The organism is Microbacterium ulmi (assembly GCF_011759705.1).
Classification (GTDB): Bacteria; Actinomycetota; Actinomycetes; order Actinomycetales; family Microbacteriaceae; genus Microbacterium; species Microbacterium ulmi.
On record NZ_JAAOZF010000001.1, the window covers coordinates 1,298,142 to 1,314,719 of the forward strand.

13 protein-coding genes are annotated in these 16,578 nt (G+C 67.5%); 7 read left to right on the forward strand and 6 right to left on the reverse strand.

Features of this window, described 5'->3' with window-relative positions; genetic code table 11:
- Positions 1-2,977 precede the first annotated feature (2,977 nt).
- The 6 genes from rsmG to rpmH are packed head-to-tail and all read right to left on the reverse strand — an operon-like array spanning position 2,978 to position 6,164.
- Positions 2,978-3,613 carry a 16S rRNA (guanine(527)-N(7))-methyltransferase RsmG gene (gene rsmG / locus FHS08_RS06260; RefSeq protein WP_167039687.1) on the reverse strand — a complete coding sequence of 212 codons (636 nt, stop codon included), beginning with the start codon at positions 3,611-3,613 and terminating at the stop codon, positions 2,978-2,980.
- Positions 3,614-3,635: 22 nt separating this feature from the next.
- Positions 3,636-4,148 (reverse strand): Jag family protein, encoded by a 513-nt coding sequence (locus tag FHS08_RS06265; protein ID WP_167036765.1) that lies wholly within the window; start codon positions 4,146-4,148, stop codon positions 3,636-3,638.
- A 25-nt stretch (positions 4,149-4,173) separates the two neighbouring features.
- Positions 4,174-5,322 (reverse strand): membrane protein insertase YidC, encoded by a 1,149-nt coding sequence (gene yidC, locus FHS08_RS06270; protein WP_167036767.1) that lies wholly within the window; start codon positions 5,320-5,322, stop codon positions 4,174-4,176.
- A gap of 7 nt (positions 5,323-5,329) precedes the next feature.
- Complete coding sequence (yidD, locus tag FHS08_RS06275; protein ID WP_167036769.1) at positions 5,330-5,686, reverse strand: membrane protein insertion efficiency factor YidD; 357 nt, start codon at positions 5,684-5,686, stop codon at positions 5,330-5,332.
- The gene (gene rnpA / locus FHS08_RS06280) at positions 5,683-6,018 is read right to left on the reverse strand and encodes a ribonuclease P protein component (RefSeq protein WP_167036772.1); all 336 of its coding nucleotides are present in this window, start codon (positions 6,016-6,018) and stop codon (positions 5,683-5,685) included. Before rnpA ends, yidD begins: the two co-directional genes overlap by 4 nt.
- Before the next feature lie 8 nt (positions 6,019-6,026).
- Positions 6,027-6,164: a 50S ribosomal protein L34 gene (gene rpmH, locus FHS08_RS06285; protein ID WP_026302947.1), complete on the reverse strand. Its 138-nt coding sequence runs from the start codon at positions 6,162-6,164 to the stop codon at positions 6,027-6,029.
- A gap of 429 nt (positions 6,165-6,593) precedes the next feature.
- Here rpmH and dnaA point away from each other — a divergent pair, with 429 nt between their 5' ends.
- The 7 genes from dnaA (at position 6,594) to FHS08_RS06320 (ending at position 16,527) form a co-directional block, all read left to right on the forward strand.
- Positions 6,594-7,901, forward strand: a complete 1,308-nt coding sequence (dnaA, locus tag FHS08_RS06290; protein WP_424960805.1) for a chromosomal replication initiator protein DnaA — start codon at positions 6,594-6,596, stop codon at positions 7,899-7,901.
- A 472-nt stretch (positions 7,902-8,373) separates the two neighbouring features.
- Complete coding sequence (gene dnaN / locus FHS08_RS06295) at positions 8,374-9,522, forward strand: DNA polymerase III subunit beta (protein WP_167036778.1); 1,149 nt, start codon at positions 8,374-8,376, stop codon at positions 9,520-9,522.
- A 64-nt stretch (positions 9,523-9,586) separates the two neighbouring features.
- Positions 9,587-10,744, forward strand: coding sequence for a DNA replication/repair protein RecF (gene recF / locus FHS08_RS06300; protein WP_167036781.1), 1,158 nt, complete (start codon positions 9,587-9,589; stop codon positions 10,742-10,744).
- Positions 10,737-11,231 carry a DciA family protein gene (locus FHS08_RS06305; RefSeq protein ID WP_167036784.1) on the forward strand — a complete coding sequence of 165 codons (495 nt, stop codon included), beginning with the start codon at positions 10,737-10,739 and terminating at the stop codon, positions 11,229-11,231. Before recF ends, FHS08_RS06305 begins: the two co-directional genes overlap by 8 nt.
- Positions 11,232-11,354: 123 nt before the next feature.
- Positions 11,355-13,391, forward strand: a complete 2,037-nt coding sequence (gene gyrB, locus FHS08_RS06310) for a DNA topoisomerase (ATP-hydrolyzing) subunit B (protein ID WP_167036787.1) — start codon at positions 11,355-11,357, stop codon at positions 13,389-13,391.
- A 152-nt stretch (positions 13,392-13,543) separates the two neighbouring features.
- Positions 13,544-16,129 (forward strand): DNA gyrase subunit A, encoded by a 2,586-nt coding sequence (gene gyrA, locus FHS08_RS06315; RefSeq protein ID WP_167036789.1) that lies wholly within the window; start codon positions 13,544-13,546, stop codon positions 16,127-16,129.
- Positions 16,126-16,527: a DUF3566 domain-containing protein gene (locus tag FHS08_RS06320; protein WP_167036792.1), complete on the forward strand. Its 402-nt coding sequence runs from the start codon at positions 16,126-16,128 to the stop codon at positions 16,525-16,527. The genes gyrA and FHS08_RS06320 overlap by 4 nt, the downstream gene beginning before the upstream one ends.
- The last annotated feature ends 51 nt before the right edge of the window (positions 16,528-16,578 follow it).

Consider the following 16,578-nt stretch of genomic DNA (forward strand, 5'->3'; position numbering starts at 1 on the left):
TCAGATGCATGGCTCGCGGGTCCACACGTCGGGTCACATGTGCGCACGACACTTCGCCGGAGGCGTCGATTCACCCCTTCGCCCGCCATGTCGCGATGAAGATCGTGCACCGACGCTGCCTTGTCTGGTGGAACTGACCACCCTGAGGCCGGGGAGCGGCGAGAACGGACCGACTGCGGGGTCGGTGCACACGTCGCTCAGTGGTGCGTCGAACCTCCGCACGCATCGACGCGCCGCGCGCGGAGGCACGCACTCGTGGCTGGGCCACGCTGGTGCAGTCGACGTGCCCCCGTCTGCGTGATCGACGCGCGGGGGCTCTCCACTGTTTCACGTGAAACATCGATCGGCCGGGGCTACTTTCCGTCCTCTGTCATTCACGATCCGGTGGGTGTGGCCGCACGGCGCCGAAGGACAGCATCATTGCGCCTCATCCCGAACGACACTCACGTTTCACGTGAAACATCAGGATCGTCAGCGTCAGATGGTCTTCGCGGGTCCTCGCGACCCATGACTCCGGCGCCGCCGTGTCGACCCGTTTGGTGAGGCGGCGCGTCTGAACCGAGCGAGGCGACTCCGGGGGCGGCCCACCAGTCCCTCCATCTTCAAAACGACGGTCGCCCGCACGCAGTGCGGACTCGCGAACGCCCGTGATCGCCTCCACCTTCAGCGGCGAAGCAGGTGGTGGGGCGTTCCGCACGCCCCATGCGCCGCCCGGACATCAGTCCCCTCTCCCATGTCGGCGCCGTTCGCCCTTCGTGTTTCACGTGAAACATCGGGACGGCCGACCCAATGGACCGTCGCTCGCAGACTCGCTGCCCCAGCTCGCCGGACTCGACGGCCTCGGTGCCCCGACTTGCTCCCGCGAAGCCACACCGCATCGTGTCGTCCGGACGAGGCGCGTCCGGTCGCTGTGCGCACTCGGAAGTGATGGTGATGACCTCGCACTCTCCACAGCGAAGTCGATCGCAGGGCGCTGCCCTCAATGCACGGGGTTCCGGACGTCGCGCCTCTCGCTCCGCGGTGTCGCGGCGCACGAGGTCGCGTTTCACGTGAAACATCAAGACGTCTGGGGCCCGAGAGGGAGAGCCACGCAGGGCCTCATGTCCTACGACTCGCGCTGCCGCGCCGGCGCCGCCGCGAGACCTGTACCAGAGTTCGGCTCACATACACTCCGTCATCCGGACGAGGCGAGTCCGCCCGCCGTGCGCACTCGGGAGCAACGGTGATGGCTTCGCCCTCTCGACAGCGAAGCCGATCGCAGGGCGCTGCCCTCAATGCACGGGGTTCCGGACGCCGCGCCTCTCGCCCCGCCGTACCGACGTGTACCAGCGCGCGAATCCCAGCGCTCGATCATTCGGACGAGCGCGGCCGTAGGGCACACTCGGGAGCAACGGTCATGGCCTCACACCTCGACAGCGAAGTCGATCGCAAGGCGCTGGCTTCACTGCGCGAAAGCCCGGAGGCCACGCCCTTGCTCCGCAATGCCGCGGGCCACGAGGTCGTTTCACGTGAAACATCAAGGTATCTGAGCCTGAGATGGAGGGTCTCGCACGGCTTGATGGCCTACCACGAGCGACGCAGCCGCTCCCTCACAGCCGAGAGAGATCTACCGGTGTGAGGCTCACGCCACACGCCGTCAACCGGAAGCCGGAGGTCACGCCTCTCGTTCCGCAGTGTCGCGGCGCACGAGGTCGCATTTCACGTGAAACATCGAAATGTTCCCCTCAGAAGAAGAGCCTGATGCGATCTCATGCTCTACGACTCGCACACCGCCGCGCCGCGCCGTAGCCGAGGGATAGCTACCCACAGTGCGGCCAGCGCGCCAATCCTTCTTCGACTGGAGCGTCTACGAATCCCAAGGATGTGGACGCTCGTCGCCGACGACGGCGCCGCGGCCAGGGAGGCGGCGCCTATCGTGGGGCGCTTCGCGAGCGCTCTTCGCGCCTCTGCTCCGTCACCTCCGGGGCACGTCGCGCACGCGTCCACCAGCCCGAAGGTGCGACTGCCCGTCGTGTGGTCCGCCTTCTGCCACGCCGGTCACACATCACACACGTCCGCCTGTCGGTGGCAATCTGCGTCTGCCTCGTCGGCCGCCCAACGCTCGGGCTCGATGTTTCACGTGAAACGTCGAGCTGGGGGTCAACTCGACATCGGCTCCGTGCGTGCCCGCCTCGATGAGGCGCAGCGCACTCCACGTCTCGCCGCACCGTGTTGGAGACACTGCCTCACAAGGCCGGTGGATCCTCAGCACACGACTGCAGATGGCCCGCGCCGCATGCCGTCTGATCCTCGAGGATCAGGCGGGCGAACAGACGGCGCATTGGGTCCCCGCGAGGGCTGCCCTGGTCGCAGCGACCGGCCGGCACGACCACGCGCACGGCGCCCGGTTGCTGTGTGCGCGACCGCCCACTCAGCGGTCAGACCGAGAGAGCAGCGTGCAGCGCATCCCGCGCCTCGAACGAGGGTGGGGACGTGAGGCCTGGGTGGCGCGGTCGTACACCCCAGAGAATCACCACCTGCCGGGGAAGGTGGAGTCGTCGGGTCAGCGGACGGCGTCGTGACGGCTACGGCTCGTACGCACTGTTTCACGTGAAACATCGCCGCTATTCCGACGACATGGCCCGCACATGCACACGTGGACGGGACAGCGGCACGGTACCTCGTCGCAGCATCAGCCGCGCGGAGGGTCCGAAGGCGTACGTGCGGCCGTGATCCTCGTCCGGGTCAGGCGCATTACCTTGCGTGAGACACCCGTCGTGTCACTCCGGGCCTCGATGGGGCCGGCTCGCTCCGCCGACCGACTCGGCACAACGCGTCCGCCTCTCGCCCGCGCCGGGCGCCTGCCGCTCTCCACTCGTCCACCGAGTCGCCTGAGCCCGGCTCATCGGCGCATCTCCCGTCGGGCGCCTAGGGGCCAAGACTCGCCCAACGTTTCACGTGAAACATCACAGCCGCGCAGCCGCTCAGCGCCGTCCCGCTACGCGCGCACCGTCGCCCGGACGACGCGCGTGGGCTCCGTGAGCAGACCTTCGCCGACGATCTCGACCCGCGCAGCCGTCAGGCGGTGCTTCGTGAGCTGCTTGGCCGCCGCATCGATCTCCGCGGCGGCGCCAGCGCCCTTGAGCAGGATCAGCTCGCCGCCGTCGCGGACGAGGGGAGCAGCCAATGGGACGAGCGTGCGCAGTGCACTCACCGCGCGCGCGGTCACGGCATCCAGCGATGGACCGCGCTTCCAGTCCTCCGCGCGAGACCGCAGCACCTCCACGTTGTCGAGGCCGAGCGACGCCGCCTGCTCCGAGAGCCACGCGACGCGGCGCTCCATCGGCTCGATCAGGATCCACTCGACGTCGGGGCGCGCGATCGCGAGCACAAGGCCCGGCAGGCCGGCTCCAGAACCGATGTCGCCCACGCGACCGGAGAACAGGGGAGCGATGACGGCGCTGTTCAGCACGTGCCGAGTCCACAGCCGCGGCGGCTCGAGCGGTCCGATCAGGCCCCGCTCTTCGCCGTGCTCGCCCAGTGCAGCGGTGAACCGGCGCGCCAGGTCGATGCGGTCGCCGAAGATCTCGACCGCTGCCGGGGGCTCGGACTCGACCTGGACCCGCTCGCTCATCGACATGACGTCCGGGTACGGCTCAGCCGCGACGGATGACGGTGTGCCGATCGGCGCCCTCGCCGTACGACTCCGAGACGAAGCCGCGCTCGGAGACGATGTCGTGCACGACCTTGCGCTCGTAGCTCGACATCGGGGGTAGCGACGCCTGCGTCGCACCATCCTCGAGACGGGCGACGGCGCGGTCGACGAGTCGAGCCAGCTCCTGCTGACGCGTGTCGCGCGAGCCGCCGATGTCGAGGATGAGCCGTGAGAAGCGTCCCGTGCGGTTCTGCACGGCTAGACGCGTCAGCTCCTGGAGAGCCTGGACGGTCGCAGGATCCGCGAGCAGTGCAACGGAGCCGCCCTCGGGCGCCTCGACCGACACGTACGCGCGACCCGCCTTCACGTCGAGCGCGAGGTCGCCGTCGATGTCGGCGATGTCGAGGAGCTCTTCGAGATAGTCCGCCGCGACGTCGCCTTCCTGTTCGAGCTGCTCCACGGTGGGCAGTGCCCTCTCGGGCGACGCGGTGTCGTGCGTGGATTCCGGGGTCATCGTCATGGTGTCTTCAGCTCCAGGTTCAGGAGGTCGCGGCGCCGGGCTCGGCATCCGGCTTCTTCTCGGCGGACGCACCGGGCTTCGCGGACGCGCTGCCCTGCGGGCCGCGCTGCGCCTGCTTCTTGGCGCGCTGCTTGCCGACGGGCTGCTGACGCTTGGGCGCGACGGCCTTCGCCTTCTCTGCCTCTTCGTACAGACGCTGCTGCTCGGCGACGTACTTCTCCATCGGAACGACCTTGCCCGACGAGTCGATCGCCTTGCCCTTGCGCGCCAAGCGCTCCTCGCGGGCCTTCGCGGCATCCGATCCCGGAGTCGGCATCTCGCGGATGACGAGGAACTGCTGACCCATCGTCCACAGGTTCGAGACGAACCAGTAGACGACGACGCCCAGCGGGAAGAAGACGCCCGAGAAGATGAAGCCGAGCGGCAGGATGTAGAGCATGATGCGCTGCATCTGGTAGGCCTGGCCGGTCTTGGCCTCGGGGGAGAGGTTCTTCGAGATGATCTGAAGCTGCGTGAAGAACTGCGACCCGATCATGAGGACGACCAGAACGACGAGGATCGTGACCGTGACCTGCCAGCCCGGCGCCTGCGCCTGCCACGCGCCGACGAGTGTGTCGTGGAGCGATGCGACGCCGAAGAGCTTCGCGTTGTAGAACTCCGTCATGAGCTCGTTGTTGAGCAGGCCCACTCCGGCGTGGTTCGGATCCGTCTTGATCGTCTGAACGCCGTTGAGCACGTTGAACAGGGCGAAGAAGATCGGCATCTGCACGAGCAGCGGGAGACAGCTCGAGACCGGGGTCGTCCCGTGCTTCTTGTACAGCCCCATCGTCTCGCGGCTCATCGCCTCGCGAGAGAGCTGGTCGCGCTTGCCCTTGTACTTGTCCTGGATTTTCCGCAGTTCAGGGGCTATTTCCATCATCTTGCGCTGGCTCTTGATCTGCCGCACGAAGAGGGGGATGAGCGCTGCGCGCACGACGACGACGAGACCGACGATCGAGAGCACCCAGGTGATCCCCTCGGCCGGTCCCATGCCGATCGCCGTGAACAGCCAGTGCCAGAACACCAGCACCATCTCGACGAGCCACTTGAGCGGCCACAGGATGGTGCCGAACAGGTCGAAGCCGCCGCTTGCGGCCGGTGCGGGCGTGCTGGCAAGAAGAAGATCCATGTACGGATCAGTCCTTTCTCAGGGGCACGACGAATCCATGCCGAGTGAGGTCGAAGTGGAAGTCGCGGTGCGGACGCACGTCGTCGATGCCGCCCTGAGCCCAGGGATGGCAGCGGGCCAGCCGAGCCGCTGCGAGAGCGGCGCCCTTGAGCGCGCCGTGCTGCTGGACGGCGGTGACGGCATACGCCGAACACGAGGGGTAGTACTTGCAGACGTCGCCGTAGGTGTGCGAGATCGTCGCGCGATAGCCGTGCAGGAGAGCGAGGACCGTGTTGCGAGGAAGCAGCGGGACCGAGCGCAGGAGGGCGGATGCCTCGAGCCGGCCTTCGCCCGTCGCGGAGGACGGCAGCGTCGCCGAGCTCACGCCGCTCTCCGGGAGAGGCAGCGCGCGACCTCGTCGCGCAGATCGGCGTAAGGGGCGGATGCTGCGGTCGGAAGCGCGCGGATCACGATGTCCGAGCCCGGGCGCACCGTGGGCATCGCCTCGGCGCACAGCGCCTTGAGACGGCGGCGAACGGTGTTGCGCATGACGGCCGAGCCGACCTGCTTGCTCACGATGAAGCCGAAGCGCGTCGCCCGCGGCTCGTCCGACGCGACCACGTACGTCACCGTGTGCGCACCGGCGCACCGACGGCCCCGACGGACGACGGCCTTGTACTCCGCTCCGCGGGTGAGTCGGTTCGGCCTCGCAAGCACCGCTCGGGTCAGGCCGAGAGCTCGGTGCGCCCCTTGGCGCGGCGCGCCGAGAGGATGGCGCGACCGGCGCGCGTGTGCATGCGGGCGCGGAAGCCGTGCTTCTTGGCGCGGCGGCGGTTGTTGGGCTGGAACGTGCGCTTGCTCATGAGATCACTCCGGATCGGCAGGTCACCGGAATGCTCTTACCGGAGACACAAGGGGTACAAGGGGACTGCCTGAAGGCATAAGTCAACCGATTAAGGCTACGTCGAGACGCCCGAGAACTCAAACTGAGGCCTCGCGGCGTCATTATCCACAATGCCGCCGGCGACGCTGGCAGTGACACGCGGCCCGGATCTACAGTGGAGTTTGCCCCCGCGGCGCCTCGTGGCTAGCGTGGCTCCGGCAGTTATCCACAGGTCGACGCGAGGCTTCGCTCGGCCTGAGGAGCATCATTCACACCCGGGGGGGCCATGTCACAGCGCGAGATCCCAGACGTTCCGATCTGGTCGGTCGTGCTGCACGAGCTCATCACCGACGACCGCATCACCCCGCAGCTGCAGGGCTTTCTCAACCTCGCCGAGCCGCAGGGCATCATGGGCGGCACGCTCTATCTCGACGTGCCGAACGACCTCACGGCAGCCCAGATCAACAAGCGCATGCGCGCACCGATCATGGAGGCGATCGCCCGCGTCGCGAACGACGGGCATGTCGCCAACTTCCGCGTCGTCGTCAACCCGGATCTCGCCGACGTGCACCTGACGGCGCCGATCCCCGTCCAGACGCCCGCGACCGCGCCGATCACGCCGGCGACGGCATCCGTCGGCCGTCCTCCCCTCGCCGAGCAGGCGGACACCGCCGCCACCCGAAGCGACACACGGCTCAACCCGAAGTACACGTTCGACAACTTCGTCATCGGCCAGTCGAACAGGTTCGCGCACGCGGCTGCGTTCGCCGTCGCCGAGGCCCCCGCCAAGGCCTACAACCCGCTCTTCATCTACGGCGACTCGGGTCTGGGCAAGACGCATCTGCTCCATGCGATCGGCGACTACGCCATGACCATGTACCCCGGCATCCGCGTGCGGTACGTCTCGAGCGAAGAGTTCACGAACGACTTCATCAACTCGATCGCCAACAACCGCGGTTCCGCCTTCCAGGCGCGCTACCGCGACGTCGACATCCTCCTCATCGACGACATCCAGTTCCTGCAGGGTCGCGCCGAGACCCAGGAGGCGTTCTTCCACACCTTCAACACGCTCCACGATCACGACAAGCAGGTCGTCATCACGAGCGATGTGCCCCCGAAGCACCTGACGGGCTTCGAGGACCGCATGCGCAGCCGGTTCGAATGGGGCCTCATCACCGACGTTCAGGCGCCCGACCTCGAGACCCGCATCGCGATCCTCCGCAAGAAGGCCCAATCAGAGCGGCTGCACATCCCCGACGAGGTGCTCGAGTACATCGCCACGGTCGTCTCGTCGAACATCCGCGAGCTCGAGGGTGCGCTCATCCGCGTGTCGGCGTTCGCGAGCCTCAATCGCTCGACGCTCGACATGTCGCTCGCCCAGACGGTGCTGCGCGACATCGTCGACCAGGACGACGCCAACGTCATCTCGCCGACCGACATCATCACCGCGACGGCGCAGTACTTCAAGCTGTCGGTCGACGATCTCTACGGATCGAGCCGATCGCAGGCCGTCGCGACGGCTCGACAGATCGCGATGTACCTGTGCCGCGAGCGCACGAGCCTCTCGCTGCCCAAGATCGGGCAGCTGTTCGGCAACCGCGATCACACGACCGTGATGTACGCCTACAAGAAGATCAGCGACCTCATGAAGGAGCGCCGGTCGATCTACAACCAGGTCTCCGAGATCACGTCCCAGCTCGGCCGCAGCGCGCGCTGACCTCGATTCCCGGTCGCCCGGTCGAGATGCCGCGCGCATCATGACGCGTCGTCTGTCATATGCCGCAGAAAGTGCTTGACACGTCTGCGAGACAGGGCCATCATTTCGGTTCTTCACAGTGTGGATAACTTGTGGATAACCCGCGTCCGCTGCGGAAACGGTGTGAACGACACGGCGGTCGGCTGTGGATGGATGCGGATTTCCGCGGATCGCTCGACTCGTCTCGACGAGATCCATCCGCAGGCGCTCCACAACTCACACGGATGTAGTTCCCATGTCTCGACACGTCTCCACCGACTTATCCACAGTTTCCACAGGCGTTAACACCATGACTAAGAAAGCTTCTGATGAGGGCCGATCCGATCACCTCGGCGATGCGAACGGGTCCTGGGATGCCACGGGTCCGGAGCACTAGCATCGGAAGAGCCGGGCACTAGCATGGGTAAGCCCAGCCGACCTCAAGGGAGCGTTCGTGAAGTTCCACGTCAATCGCGATGTGTTCAGCGAGGCCGTGTCGTTCGTGGTCAAACTCCTGCCGCAGCGCAACCCTCAGCCCATCCTCGCCGGCGTGCTGATCGAGGCATCCGACGAAGGGCTCTCGCTCTCGGCATTCGACTACGAGGCGTCCGCCCGCACCACGATCGAGGCGACAGTCGATGAGCCGGGTACGATCCTCGTCCACGGGCGACTTCTCTCCGAGATCGCGAGCCGGCTGCCGAACGCCCCGATCCAGATCGAGGTCGATGACGACGGCGGCATCCTGCTCTCGTGCGGCTCGGCGCGCTTCACCCTCGCGTCGATGCCCGTCCAGGAGTACCCCGCGATCCCCGAGGTGACAGGCGACTCCGGCCTCGTCCCGGCCGAGGACTTCGCGACGGCGATCTCGCAGGTCGCGTTCGCGGCATCCCGTGACGATGTGACCCCCGTCCTGACGGGCGTCCAGCTCGAGGTCAGCGGAACCCAGCTGAGCCTCGTCGCGACAGACCGCTACCGCGTCGCGCTGCGCGACATCCCGTGGGACGGCGGCGCGACCGCCTCCGACGAGGCGACGACCGCGCTCGTTCCCGCGCGCACCCTCACCGAGGTCGGAAAGACGTTCGCGCACGGCGGCGACATCTCGATCGCGTTCTCCGGCTCGGGCGACCGAGAGATCATCGCGTTCACCGCGGGCAACAAGACCGTGACGTCCCTGCTCATCAAGGGCAACTTCCCCCCCGTCCGCCGGCTCTTCCCCGATGTGACCGAGCACCACGCGGTCGCCAACACGGCAGAGCTCACCGAGGCCGTCCGCCGCGTCTCGCTCGTGCTCGACCGTTCCGCCCCGCTGCGCTTCACGTTCACGGCCGACGGCGTCTCGATGGACGCATCGGGCACGGAGCAGGCCCGCGCGTCCGAGTCCGTCGATGCGACGCTCGTCGGCGAGGACGTGACGCTCGGCCTGAACCCGCAGTACCTGCTCGAGTCGCTCGCGGCGGTCCGCAGCGAGTTCGTGCGCATCACGTTCACCTCGAGCGAGAACGCGAACAAGCTGAGCCCCGTGCTCATCACGCCGCAGACATCCGTCGACAAGGCGGGCGAGTCGTTCCGCTACCTGCTGCAGCCGAACCTCCTGCTGCGCTGATCCCTCGACGGCGCGGGACCTCGAGTCCGCCGCCGTCGTCGGCGCCGCTGACTAGGGTTGTCCCGTGATCGTGGAGCACCTGAGTCTCGTCGACTTCCGCAACTATGCGGTCGCCGAGGTCGCGCTCGGGCCCGGTCCGAATGTCTTCATCGGCCGCAACGGCCAGGGCAAGACCAATCTCGCCGAGGCGATCGCCTATTTCGCGACGCTCGGCTCGCACCGTGTCTCGCAGGACGCTCCCATGGTGCGCGACGGGGCGGATGCCGCGATCATCCGCGCCCGGCTCGCGCACGGGGAGCGGCGCATGCAGCTCGAGGTGCAGCTGAACCGCCAGGGCTCGAACAAGGCGCGGGTCAACGGAGCGGCCGTGCGGACGGCCGAGCTCCCGCGCTACGCGCAGGTCGTGCTGTTCGCGCCGGAAGACCTGCAGATCGTCCGGGGCGACCCGTCCGCACGTCGACGGTTCATGGACCAGCTCCTCGTGCAGCGTTCGCCCCGCTTCGCGGGGATCATCTCCGACTACGAGCGCGTGCTCAGGCAGCGCAGCGCGCTTCTGAAGTCGGCCAAGGCCCGCGGCATCCGCGGCGACGCGCTCTCGACGCTCGATGTGTGGGACGACAAGCTCGTCGCGCTCGGCACGCAGCTCATCGACGCGCGCGTGGCGCTCGCCGCCGATCTGTCCGCCCCCCTCACGGCGTCGTACACGGCGATCGCCGGCGCCGATCATGAGCCGCGGCTCGAGTGGGCGCTGTCGGTGAGCGGGGGCGATCCCGAAGAGGGCGCAGAGGTCCTGGCAGACCGAGAGGACGAGGCATCCGTCGCCGACCGGTTCCGCGCGGCGCTCGCGGCCAAGCGATCCGCCGAGCTCGACCGCGGGCTGACGCTCGTGGGCCCGCATCGCGACGACCTCCTCCTTCGCGTGCGCGGGCTGCCCGTGAAGGGGTACGCATCGCACGGCGAGTCGTGGTCGGTGGCGCTCGCCCTGCGGCTCGCGTCGGCAGAGCTCCTTCGGGCCGACTCGCGCCTGGGCGATCCCGTGCTGATCCTCGACGACGTGTTCGCCGAGCTCGACGCCGACCGTCGCGCGCGACTCGCGGGCCTTGCGGAAGGCTACGAGCAGGTCATCGTGACCGCCGCCGTCGAACAGGACGTCCCGCCGGCGCTCCGCGTGCGGCTCGTGCGGGTCGAGGCCGGGACGATCCGAGAGGCTCAGGATGCCTGAACCCGACGACGAGGGCGTCCCGGAGACCATCGCGACCTATCTGCGGCTGCGCGGGCTCGAGCCCTCGGCGCGATCGTTCCGCAGACGCCGGCGCCGGACGATCGACGACGAGAACGGGCCTTTCACTCCGGGCCGCGACCCCCACGGCGTGGGCGATGTCCTCTCCGACCTGACACGCAAAGCCGGCTGGGACTCGCAGCTCGCCCGCGAAGACGTCGTGCGGACGTGGCACGAGGTCGCGGGGGCCGACACGGCGCGACACACTCGTCCCGTCGCCTTCGGCGACGCGACGCTCACGGTTCAGGCGGACTCGACGGCGTGGGCGAAGCAGCTGCAGCTGATGCGCGCGCAGATCCTGTCCGAGATCGTCAGGCGGTTCCCCGAGGCGGGGGTCGAGAGCATCCGCTTCATCGGGCCGGACGTCCCCTCATGGAAATGGGGTCCCAGAGCCATTCCAGGCCGCGGCCCACGCGATACCTACGGCTGAGACGACTCAGATACCCTCCGAGGCGATTTCAACGCGTCACAGGGGCGCAGAGTGCCCATGAAGAGGGTCGGAGACGGTAGACTGTCAGGGTACCGACGACCGATTCCTGGAGCGCTCGAGCATATGACGTCCGTGAACCCCGACAGCGTGTCCGAAGAACCCGAATCGCGATCCGCTGCGAAGGTTCCCAATGAGTACGGCGCCGATGCGATCCAGGTGCTCGAAGGCCTCGAGGCGGTGCGCAAGCGCCCGGGCATGTACATCGGCTCGACCGGTCCGCGCGGCCTGCACCACCTCGTCTACGAGATCGTCGACAACTCGGTCGACGAGGCTCTCGCCGGGTACTGCGACCTGATCGTCGTCACGATCCTTCCCGACGGGGCCGTCCGCGTCGTCGACAACGGCCGCGGCATCCCGGTCGACATGCATCGCACGGAGGGCAAGTCCACCGTCGAGGTCGTGCTGACGGTGCTGCACGCGGGCGGGAAGTTCGGCGGTGGCGGATACGCCGTCTCGGGCGGCCTCCACGGCGTCGGTTCGTCCGTCGTGAACGCGCTGTCGTCGCGCCTCGAGGTCGAGGTCAGGCGTCAGGGATACGTGTGGCGCCAGGAGTACCGCGACGGCGGCCAGCCTCTCGCGCCGCTCGAGCGCGGAGAGCCGAGCGACCAGACGGGCACGATCATCACGTTCTGGCCGGATGCCGAGATCTTCGAGTCGGTCGATTTCGACTACGACACCCTGCGCACCCGCTTCCAGCAGATGGCCTTCCTCAACAAGGGTCTGCGGATCGACCTCGTCGACGAGCGTCCGTCCAAGGCCGTGGAGGACGTCGTCGACGGGGAGCCCGTCCTGCAGCAGCCGACGGACTCGTTCCTCTACGAGCGCGGGCTCGTCGACTACGTCGAGCACCTGAACCGCACGCGGCACACGGATGTCGTGAACGACCAGATCATCGAGGTCGAGTCGGAGGACACCGATCGCAAGATCGCTCTCGAGCTCGCGATGCAGTGGACGACGAGCTACACCGAGAACGTGTTCACGTACGCGAACACGATCAACACGCACGAGGGCGGCACACACGAAGAGGGGTTCCGGGCGGCGCTGACGACCCTCGTCAACAAGTACGCGCGAGCCCAGAACCTCCTCAAGGACAAGGACGAGAACCTGTCCGGCGACGACGTCCGCGAGGGGCTCACCGCCGTCATCTCGGTGAAGCTGGCCGAACCGCAGTTCGAGGGGCAGACCAAGACGAAGCTCGGCAACACGGAGGCGAAGGCCTTCGTGCAGAAGGTCGTGGGCGATCAGCTCGGAGACTGGTTCGAGCGCAACCCCACGCAGGCCAAGCTCGTCGTGCGCAAGGCGATCGACGCCGCGACGGCTCGTCTGGCCGCGCGCAAGGCGAGGGAGACCGCGCGCCGCAAGAGCGTGTTCGAGAGCGCGTCGATGCCCGACAAGCTCAAGGACTGCACGTCGAAAGACCCGTCGATCAGCGAGATCTTCCTCGTCGAGGGCGACTCGGCGGGTGGCTCCGCCGTGCAGGGACGCGACCCCCACACGCAGGCGATCCTGGCCCTGCGGGGCAAGATCCTCAACGTCGAGCGGGCGCGCCTGGATCGGGCCCTCGGCAACAACGAGATCCAGGCGATGATCTCGGCGTTCGGGACGGGCATCGGCGAGGACTTCAACGTCGAGAAGGCCCGCTACCACAAGATCGTCCTGATGGCGGATGCCGATGTCGACGGCCAGCACATCACGACGCTGTTGCTGACCCTCCTGTTCCGCTACATGCGCGGGCTCATCGAGGCGGGGTACGTGTACCTCGCGATGCCGCCGCTGTACCGGCTCAAGTGGTCGAACGCACCGCACGAGTACGTCTACAGCGACATCGAGCGCGACGCCCTGCTCGCGGACGGACTCGCCAGCGGCAAGCGGATCCCGAAGGAGAACGGCATCCAGCGCTACAAGGGCCTGGGCGAGATGAACGACAAAGAGCTGTGGGAGACCACGATGGACCCCCAGTCGCGCACGCTCCGGCAGGTCACGATCGACGACGCCGCGGCCGCGGACCTGATCTTCACGACTCTCATGGGCGAAGACGTCGAGTCCCGGCGCCAGTTCATCCAGAAGAACGCGAAGGACGTCCGCTTCCTCGACATCTGACATTCGTCAGATCGAGGACGGACATGGGGGGCGACCCAGTGCTGACAAGAGACGCAGCCGGTGGAGGGATGCTCTGCCCCGGTCGATCGGGGAGGGGTCCCCGTTCTTGACCGGAGCACAGCATCCCGGAACCGGCACCGAGGAAGAGACGAATGACTGACGTGAACAGCCCGACTGGGGCATCCGAGCACAACCACGGTCGCATCGAGGCGGTCGACCTGCAGGGCGAGATGCAGCGCAGCTACCTCGACTACGCCATGAGCGTCATCGTGGGCCGCGCGCTCCCCGACGTGCGCGACGGGCTCAAGCCCGTGCACCGCCGCGTCATCTACGCGATGTACGACGGCGGCTATCGGCCCGACAAGTCGTTCTCGAAGTGCGCCCGCGTCGTCGGCGAGGTCATGGGTCAGTACCACCCGCACGGCGACACCGCGATCTACGACACCCTCGTGCGCCTCGTGCAGCCGTGGGCGCTGCGCTACCCGCTCGCGCTCGGCCAGGGAAACTTCGGGTCGCCCGGCAATCAGGGCGCGGCAGCCCCTCGGTACACCGAGACCAAGATGGCTCCGCTCGCGCTCGAGATGGTGCGCGACATCGAAGAGGACACGGTCGACTTCGAGCCCAACTACGACGGGCAGACGCAGGAGCCGAAGGTCCTCCCGGCGCGCTTCCCCAATCTCCTCGTCAACGGCTCGGTCGGCATCGCCGTCGGCATGGCGACCAACATCCCGCCGCACAACATGCGCGAGGTCGCCGAGGGCGCGCTGTGGGCGCTCGAGAACCCGGACGCCTCGCGCGAAGAGCTGCTCGAGGCGCTCATGCAGCGCATCAAGGGGCCGGACTTCCCGACGGGCGCACAGATCCTGGGCGTGCGCGGCATCGCGGACGCGTACCGCACGGGTCGTGGATCGATCACGATGCGCGCCGTCGTCGCGGTCGAGGAGATCCAGGGTCGCACGTGCCTCGTCATCACCGAGCTGCCCTATCAGGTCAACCCCGACAACGTCGCGGTCAAGATCGCCGACCTCGCCCGCGAAGGACGGATCACGGGCATCGCCGACATCCGCGACGAGACGTCGGGCCGCACGGGCCAGCGCCTCGTGATCGTGCTCAAGCGGGATGCCGTCGCCAAGGTCGTGCTCAACAACCTGTACAAGCACACGCAGCTGCAGGAGAACTTCGGCGCGAACATGCTCGCGATCGTCGACGGCGTGCCGCGCACGCTCCCGCTCGACGGCTTCATCTCGCACTGGGTCGACCATCAGGTCGAGGTCATCGTGCGGCGCACTCAGTTCCGCCTCGCGAAGGCCGAGCGGCGCATGCACACGCTCGAGGGCTATCTCAAGGCGCTCGACGCGCTCGACGAGGTCATCGCCCTCATCCGCCGCTCGCCCACGGTCGAGGAGGCTCGGATCGGCCTCGTCGCGCTCCTCGACGTCGACGAGGATCAGGCCGACGAGATCCTCGCGCTCCAGCTGCGCCGCCTGGCGGCGCTCGAGCGTCAGAAGATCATGGACGAGGCGGCCGACATCGCCCTGCGGATCGAGGACTTCAAGGACATCCTCGCCACCCCCGCCCGACAGCGCACGATCATCAGGCAGGAGCTCGTCGAGATCGTCGACAAGTTCGGCGACGAGCGCCGCACCGCGATCATGCCCGGCTACGACGGCGACATGTCGGTCGAAGACCTCATCCCCGAAGAGGAGATGGTCGTCACGGTCACCCGCGACGGCTACATCAAGCGCACGCGCAGCGACAACTACCGCCAGCAGCATCGAGGCGGCAAGGGCGTCAAGGGCGCGCAGCTGCGCGCCGACGACGTCGTGGAGCATTTCTTCGTCACGACGACGCACCACTGGCTGTTGTTCTTCACGACGAAGGGGCGCGTCTACCGCGAGAAGGCGTACAACGTCACCGAGGCGGGGCGGGATGCCAAGGGCCAGCACGTCGCGAACCTCCTGGCGCTGCAGCCCGGCGAGGAGATCGCGCAGATCCTCGACATCCGCGACTACGAGGTCGCCAGCTATCTCGTGCTCGCCACCCGCAGCGGTCTGGTCAAGAAGACCCGCCTGACCGACTACGACACCAACCGTCAGGGCGGCGTCATCGCGATCAAGCTGCGCGGTCAGGACGAGGAGGACGGCGACGAGGTCGTGAGCGCGTTCCTCGTCGACGAGGGCGACGACATCCTCCTCATCAGCCGGCAGGGGATGTCGCTCCGCTTCTCCGCGACCGACGAGGCCCTGCGGCCGATGGGCCGGTCGACGGAAGGCGTCAAGGGCATGTCGTTCCGCGCAGGCGACAGCCTGCTCTCGGCATCCGTCGCAGCAGACGACGGGTACGTCTTCGTCGTGACGGAAGGCGGGTACGCGAAGCGCACCTCGATCGACCAGTACCGCTCGCAGAGCAGGGGCGGACTCGGCATCAAGGTGGCCAAGCTGAACGAGGATCGCGGCGATCTCGCAGGCGGACTCATCGTCGGCGAGGACGACGAGGTCCTGGTGGTTCTTGCCAGCGGCAAGGTGGTACGCTCTGCCGTGGCCGAGGTGCCGGCCAAGGGCCGCGACACCATGGGCGTCGTGTTCGCCCGACCCGACGATGACGACCGCATCCTTGCGATCGCGCGCAACGGAGAGCGCGGACTCACGGAGTCCGCCGAGGCATCCGGCGACGCCCCTGAGCCCGATGAGGGGCCGACGACCTCCCCAGAGACCATCGAAGAGAGTACTGACGCATGAGCACGGTAGCCGACAAGCTCGCCAACAAGTCCAGCCACCGCACGAGCGCCAAGCAGGTGCGCCTGCGCCTGGTCTACATCGACTTCTGGTCGGCAGTGAAGCTGTCGTTCCTCGCCGCGGTCGCGATCTCGATCGTCACGGTCGTCACGTACTTCCTCGTGTACCTCGTGATCCAGACGACGGGCCTCATCGGCAAGGTCGACGAGTTCTTCCAGAGCGTCACCGACGGCGCCTCGATCACCCAGTTCGTCGGCCTCCCGCAGGTCATGGCGTTCGCTGCGGTAGTCGCGATCCTCAACCTCGTCGTCGTGACCGTGATGGGCGCCGTCGTCGCCGGCATCTACAACCTCGCGGTGAAGGTGACCGGGGGGCTCCTGGTCGGGTTCACCTCGAACTAGCGTCGCCTTCCTCCGGCTCCAGCTGCGCGAATCGCCTCCCGCATCGCTCGG

What these genes read in the sequence shown, in the direction of transcription:
- FHS08_RS06305 (WP_167036784.1), top strand. Translation starts at nt 10,737, where the DNA reads ATGCCTGAACCCGACGACGAGGGCGTCCCGGAGACCATCGCGACCTAT.
- FHS08_RS06320 (WP_167036792.1), top strand. Translation starts at nt 16,126, where the DNA reads ATGAGCACGGTAGCCGACAAGCTCGCCAACAAGTCCAGCCACCGCACG.
- rsmG (WP_167039687.1), bottom strand. Translation starts at nt 3,613, where the DNA reads ATGAGCGAGCGGGTCCAGGTCGAGTCCGAGCCCCCGGCAGCGGTCGAG.
- FHS08_RS06265 (WP_167036765.1), bottom strand. Translation starts at nt 4,148, where the DNA reads ATGACCCCGGAATCCACGCACGACACCGCGTCGCCCGAGAGGGCACTG.
- yidC (WP_167036767.1), bottom strand. Translation starts at nt 5,322, where the DNA reads ATGGATCTTCTTCTTGCCAGCACGCCCGCACCGGCCGCAAGCGGCGGC.
- gyrA (WP_167036789.1), top strand. Translation starts at nt 13,544, where the DNA reads ATGACTGACGTGAACAGCCCGACTGGGGCATCCGAGCACAACCACGGT.
- rpmH (WP_026302947.1), bottom strand. Translation starts at nt 6,164, where the DNA reads ATGAGCAAGCGCACGTTCCAGCCCAACAACCGCCGCCGCGCCAAGAAG.
- gyrB (WP_167036787.1), top strand. Translation starts at nt 11,355, where the DNA reads ATGACGTCCGTGAACCCCGACAGCGTGTCCGAAGAACCCGAATCGCGA.
- dnaA (WP_424960805.1), top strand. Translation starts at nt 6,594, where the DNA reads ATGGGCGGCACGCTCTATCTCGACGTGCCGAACGACCTCACGGCAGCC.